At 69.2% G+C, this 5,128-nt stretch carries 7 protein-coding genes; 1 reads left to right on the top strand and 6 read right to left on the bottom strand.

The features are described 5' to 3' along the window. Positions 1-41 precede the first annotated feature (41 nt). From WAL33_RS14020 to WAL33_RS14045, 6 genes are read right to left on the bottom strand one after another with little or no spacing between them, the layout of a single operon-like run. On the bottom strand, positions 42-365 hold the full coding sequence (locus tag WAL33_RS14020; protein ID WP_422182134.1) for a phosphoribosyl-ATP diphosphatase: 324 nt from the start codon (positions 363-365) through the stop codon (positions 42-44). Beyond that, entirely contained in the window at positions 362-1,144 is a 783-nt protein-coding gene (hisF, locus tag WAL33_RS14025) for an imidazole glycerol phosphate synthase subunit HisF (RefSeq protein WP_422182135.1), read from the bottom strand. Before hisF ends, WAL33_RS14020 begins: the two co-directional genes overlap by 4 nt. Further along, on the bottom strand, positions 1,144-1,878 hold the full coding sequence (gene hisA / locus WAL33_RS14030) for a 1-(5-phosphoribosyl)-5-[(5-phosphoribosylamino)methylideneamino]imidazole-4-carboxamide isomerase (protein ID WP_422182136.1): 735 nt from the start codon (positions 1,876-1,878) through the stop codon (positions 1,144-1,146). The genes hisF and hisA overlap by 1 nt, the downstream gene beginning before the upstream one ends. Further along, positions 1,866-2,507: an imidazole glycerol phosphate synthase subunit HisH gene (gene hisH / locus WAL33_RS14035; protein ID WP_422182137.1), complete on the bottom strand. Its 642-nt coding sequence runs from the start codon at positions 2,505-2,507 to the stop codon at positions 1,866-1,868. Before hisH ends, hisA begins: the two co-directional genes overlap by 13 nt. Before the next feature lie 12 nt (positions 2,508-2,519). After that, positions 2,520-3,110 (bottom strand): imidazoleglycerol-phosphate dehydratase HisB, encoded by a 591-nt coding sequence (hisB, locus tag WAL33_RS14040; protein WP_422182138.1) that lies wholly within the window; start codon positions 3,108-3,110, stop codon positions 2,520-2,522. A 24-nt stretch (positions 3,111-3,134) separates the two neighbouring features. Continuing rightward, a complete protein-coding gene (locus WAL33_RS14045) occupies positions 3,135-4,124 on the bottom strand; it encodes an adenosine kinase (RefSeq protein ID WP_422182139.1) in 990 nt (329 codons plus the stop codon). 104 nt (positions 4,125-4,228) lie between these two features. Between WAL33_RS14045 and WAL33_RS14050 the strand changes: the two genes are divergently transcribed. Continuing rightward, positions 4,229-5,083, top strand: a complete 855-nt coding sequence (locus WAL33_RS14050; protein ID WP_422182140.1) for an ATP-grasp domain-containing protein — start codon at positions 4,229-4,231, stop codon at positions 5,081-5,083. Positions 5,084-5,128 lie beyond the last annotated feature (45 nt).

The raw sequence follows: 5,128 nt of genomic DNA on the forward strand, positions 1-5,128 counted from the left end.
CCTCCCCCTCTGGGGGAGGTGGCCCGGAGGGCCGGAGGGGGCTAGCCGCCCCGCGAAGCCTTCTCGGCGATCCCCGAGGTCCCCTCGCGCGCCGCCAGCTTCTCGGCCACCGCATCCAGCGACACGCCGGAGGCCGCCATCAGGGCCAGCCAGTGGTACAGCAGGTCGGCGCTCTCGGCCGCCAAGGCGTCGGGGCCTTGAGCCACGGCGGCGATCACCGTCTCGACGGCTTCCTCGCCCAGTTTCTTGGCGGCCAGGGCCGGATCGTTCAGCAGCTTGGCGGTGTAGGACGTCGAAGGATCGCCGCCCTTGCGGGCCTCGATGGTCGCGGCCAGGCGCTCCAGGACTTCGAACAGAGTGCTCATGCCGCCCCCTTCAGGTCGTCCAGGCGCACGGGGATTCCGGCCTCGGCCATGGCCCGCTTGGCCTGGCCGATGCTGATCTCGCCGAAGTGGAAGATCGAGGCGGCCAGCACGGCGGCGGCGTGGCCGTCCCGGGCGGCTTCCACCAGGTGGTCGGTCGTGCCCGCGCCGCCCGAGGCGATCACCGGCACGGTGACCGCGCCCGTCACGGCCTTCAGCAGCGGGATGTCGTAGCCGATCTTGGCCCCGTCGCGGTCCATCGAGGTCAGCAGGATCTCGCCCGCGCCGCGCTCGACCACCTTGGCGGCCCAGTCGACCACGTCGATGCCGGTGTCCTTGCGGCCGCCATAGGTCCAGACGTTCCAGCCCGAGCCGTCCTGGCGCGCCTTGGCGTCGATGGCCACGACCACGCACTGGGCCCCGAACGCGTCGGCCCCGGCGGCGATCAGGTCGGGGGTCTCGACGGCGGCGGTGTTGACCGAGACCTTGTCGGCGCCGGCCAGCAGCAGACGGCGCATGTCGGCCACCTCGCGCACGCCGCCGCCGACCGAGACCGGCATGAAACAGACCTCGGCGGTGCGGGAGATCACGTCCAGGATCAGGCCGCGGCCCTCGCTGGAGGCGGTGATGTCCAGGAACATCAGCTCGTCGGCGCCGGCCGCGTCATAGGCCCTTGCCTGCTCCACCGGGTCGCCGGCGTCGCGCAGGGCCACGAAATTGACCCCCTTGACCACCCGGCCGTCCTTGACGTCCAGGCAAGGAATGATCCGGGTCTTCAGCATCAGGCGGCCGCTATGGTCAGGGCTTCGGCCGGGCGGATGGTGCCGGCGTAGAGCGAGCGGCCCAGGATGGCGCCGGCGATCTCGACGCCGGGGCGGGCCTTCAGCCGCTCGATGTCGGCCACCGAGGCCACGCCGCCCGAGGCGATGACCGGGATCGAGACCGCGTCGGCCAACTCGCCCACGCCCTCGACATTGACGCCGGTCAGGGCGCCGTCGCGGCTGATGTCGGTGACGATCAGGGCGGCCACGCCCACGTCCTCGAAGCGCTTGCCCAGGGTGATGGCGTCGATGTCCGATAGGCCGGTCCAGCCGTCGACCGCCACCTTGCCGTCGCGCACGTCGACGGCCACGGCGATCTGCTCGGGCCACAGGCGGGCGGCCTTGCGGACCAGTTCGGGGTCATGGACGGCGATGGTGCCGAGGATCACGCGGGAAACGCCGGCTTCGATCCAGGATTCGATGCCTTCCAGGGTGCGGATGCCGCCCCCCAGCTGCACCGGGATCGAAATCGACTCCAGGATCGACTGCACGGCGTCGGTGTTGACCGACTTGCCCTGGATGGCGCCGTTCAGGTCCACCACGTGCAGCCACGAGAAGCCGTCCTTGACGAACCGCTCGGCCTGGTTGGCCGGACTGGTGTTGAAGACCGTGGCCTTTTCCATGTCGCCGTGCAGCAGACGCACGCACTGGCCGTCCTTCAGGTCGATGGCGGGATAGAGGATCATGGGCGCCATTCCAGGAAGTTGGCGAGCAGGGCGAGCCCCGCGGCTTGGGATTTTTCGGGGTGGAACTGTACGCCCGCCACATTGCCCTTGGCCACAGCGGCCGTGAACGGGCCGCCGTGGTCGGTCGTGGCCAGGACGTCGGCCGGATCGGTCGGCGTCAGGGCGAAGGAGTTGGCGTAATACATGTGGGCGCCGCTTTCGACGCCCTTGAACAGGGCGTGGTCGCGCGCGAAGGCGATCGCGTTCCAGCCCATGTGCGGAATGGTCAGGGCCGGATCGTTCGGCTCCAGCTTCTTCACCTGGCCGCCGATCCAGTCCAGGCCCGGGGTGACGCCGAACTCCAGGCCTTCGGTGGCCAGCAGCTGGTGGCCCACGCAGATGCCCAGGAACGGCGCGCCCTTGGCGTGCACGGCCTCGTTCATGGCGTCATAGACGCCCGAGGCGTCCAGGCCGGCGCGGCATGAGGCGAAGGCGCCCACGCCGGGCAGCACCACGCGATGGGCGGCGGCCACGATGGCGGGATCGGCGGTGACAACGATGTCGGCATCGATGCCGTGGCGACGGGCCGCCTCACGCAGGGCCTTTTCGGCCGAACGCAGGTTGCCCGACCCGTAATCGATCAGGGCGACGGTCTGCATGAAATCAGCTTCCTACAGCACGCCCTTGGTGGAGGGGGCATGGCCGCCGGTCTTGGGGTCGATCTCGACCGCCTGACGCAGCGCCCGGGCCAGGGCCTTGAACCCGCTCTCGGCGACATGGTGGGTGTTGTCGCCGTAAAGGGTCTCCAGATGGACGCAGGCCCCCACGTTCATCGCGAACGCGTGGTGGAACTCCTTGAAGAGCTCGGTGTCCATCTCGCCGACCTTGGGCCGCTTGAAGTCGACCTTCCAGATCAGATAGGGCCGGTTGGACAGGTCGATGGCGCAGCGCGTCAGGGTCTCGTCCATCGGGATATAGGCGTGGCCGAAGCGCCGGACGCCCTTGAACCCGTCAAGGGCTTCCTTGATCGCCAAGCCCAGCACGATGCCGGTGTCCTCGACCGTGTGGTGCATGTCGATGTGCAGGTCGCCCTTGGTCTCGACCTTCAGGTCGAAGCCGCCGTGGCGCGCGAAGCTCTCCAGCATGTGGTCGTAGAAACCAATGCCGGTGGAGATCGTCGAGGCGCCGGTCCCGTCGAGATCGATCCAGACCCGAATCTGGGTCTCCTTCGTCTCGCGGACCACTTCAGCGGTGCGGGCCATGAGCTTCCTTAGTCCGTTCTGACCTTAGAGGCCGTTCTTTTGGGCCAGCGCCCGCAGGTTGACCTGCGGTCGCGGACCATAGTGATCGATCACCTCGGCGGCGGCCAGGGAGCCCAGCTTGCCGCAGATGGGCAGCGCCCGCCCCTGGGACAAGCCGTAGAGGAAACCAGCGGCGTATTGGTCGCCCGCGCCGGTCGTGTCCACGACTTTTTCCACCGGATAGGCCGAGATTTCGTGAAGCTGCCCGTTGGAGGCCACGATCGAACCCTTTTCGCTGCGGGTGATGGCGGCGATGTCGCAGCGCGCGGCCAGGGCCTTCACGGCGGCGTCGAAATCGTCGGTCTCGAACAGCGAGCAGACTTCGTCGGCGTTGGCGAAGACGATGTCGCACTGGGTCTCGATGAAGCCCAGCAGGGCGCCGCGGTGACGGTCGACCATGAAGCTGTCGCTCAGGGTCATGGAGATCCTGCGGCCCGCGCCGTGGCTCAGGGCGGCGGCCTTGGCGAAGGCGCGGCGGGCTTCGGGCGGATCGAACAGGTAGCCCTCGAGATACGAGAACTGCGCGGCCTCGATGATCGCCGGATCGACGTCGGCCGGGTTCAGCTCCACGCAGGCGCCCAGATAGGTCGACATGGTGCGCTGGGCGTCGGCGGTGACGTTGATCAGGCTCTGGGCCGTGGCGGGGCCTTCGGCCAGAGACGGGGTGGTGAAGTCGCAGCCGATGGCCTTCATGTCGTGGCGGAACACGTTGCCCAACTGGTCGTCGGCGACCTTGCCGATGAAGGCGACCTTGCCGCCGAAGCTGGCGACGCCGGCGGCGGTGTTGGCGGCGCTGCCGCCCGAGGCCTCGATGCCCGCGGCCATCACTTCGTAAAGGCTGGCGGCGCGCGCCGGGTCGATCAGAGCCATGGAGCCCTTCACCAGGCCCTCCCGCTCCAGGAAGGCGTCGTCGCACTGGGCGATCACGTCGACGATGGCGTTGCCGATGGCGGCGACGTCGTAGAGAGCGGTCATGAAAGGCCTTTTTCGAAAGAGCGACGCGCGCGAAGTACCGGATCGGAGGCCGCAAGGCAACGCGAGCCTTGCCCTGAGGATCACCGCGTTCTACCGCCAAGAGTATGACTGACGTCCTTATTCTCACCCCCGCACCCGACGAGCCTCTCTTCGCCAACAGCTGGTCGCGCCTGTTCGAGCGCCTGGCGACGCCCCTGCGGGCGCGAGGACTGAACGTCGAGGCCGCCAGCTGGGTCGACGCCGACACGGCCGGCGCCCGGGTGGTGCTGCCGCTGCTCAGCTGGGGCTACCACCTGCGGCCCGACGAATGGTTCGCTCGTCTCGACGCCCTGGAGGCGACCGGCGCGCGCCTGGCCAATCCGGTTCCAGTGCTGCGCTGGAACACGAGTAAGACCTATCTGGCGCAGCTGGCGTCGAAGGGCGCGCCGGTGGTGCCGACCCACGCGGTCGACCGGCTGACCCTGGAGGCGCTGGACCACGCGCGCGACGTGTTCGGGGTCGACGTGCTGGTGACCAAGCCGCAAATCTCCGGCGGCTCGCAGGACACCGTCAAGCTGCGCCACGCCGACGGCCTGGCCGGCTGCACGACGGGTCCGGCCCTGATCCAGCCCTTCCTGCCGGCCGTGGGCGAGGAGGGCGAGCTGTCGCTGTTCTATTTCGACGGCGTGTTCAGCCACGCGGTGACCAAGGTGGCGGTGGCCGGCGACTTCCGCGTCCAGCCGCAGTTCGGCGGCCAGGTCAGCGGCGTGGCGCCCGAGCCCGAGGCCCTGCACGCCGCCGAAATGGTGTTGAAGGCGGCCGGCGCGCCCCTGACCTACGCCCGGGTCGACCTGATCCGGGGCCTGGACGGCGCGCCGCAGCTGATGGAGCTGGAGGTCATCGAGCCGGACCTGTTCCTGGAGCACGTGCATGACGACGGGGCGGCGTTCGCGGCGGCGGTTGAGCGGGCGCTGGAGTAGACCCCCTCAGTCGCTTCGCGACAGCTCCCCCAGAGGGGGAGCATC

It is taken from the genome of Caulobacter sp., from assembly GCF_049283275.1.
GTDB lineage: Bacteria > Pseudomonadota > Alphaproteobacteria > Caulobacterales > Caulobacteraceae > Caulobacter.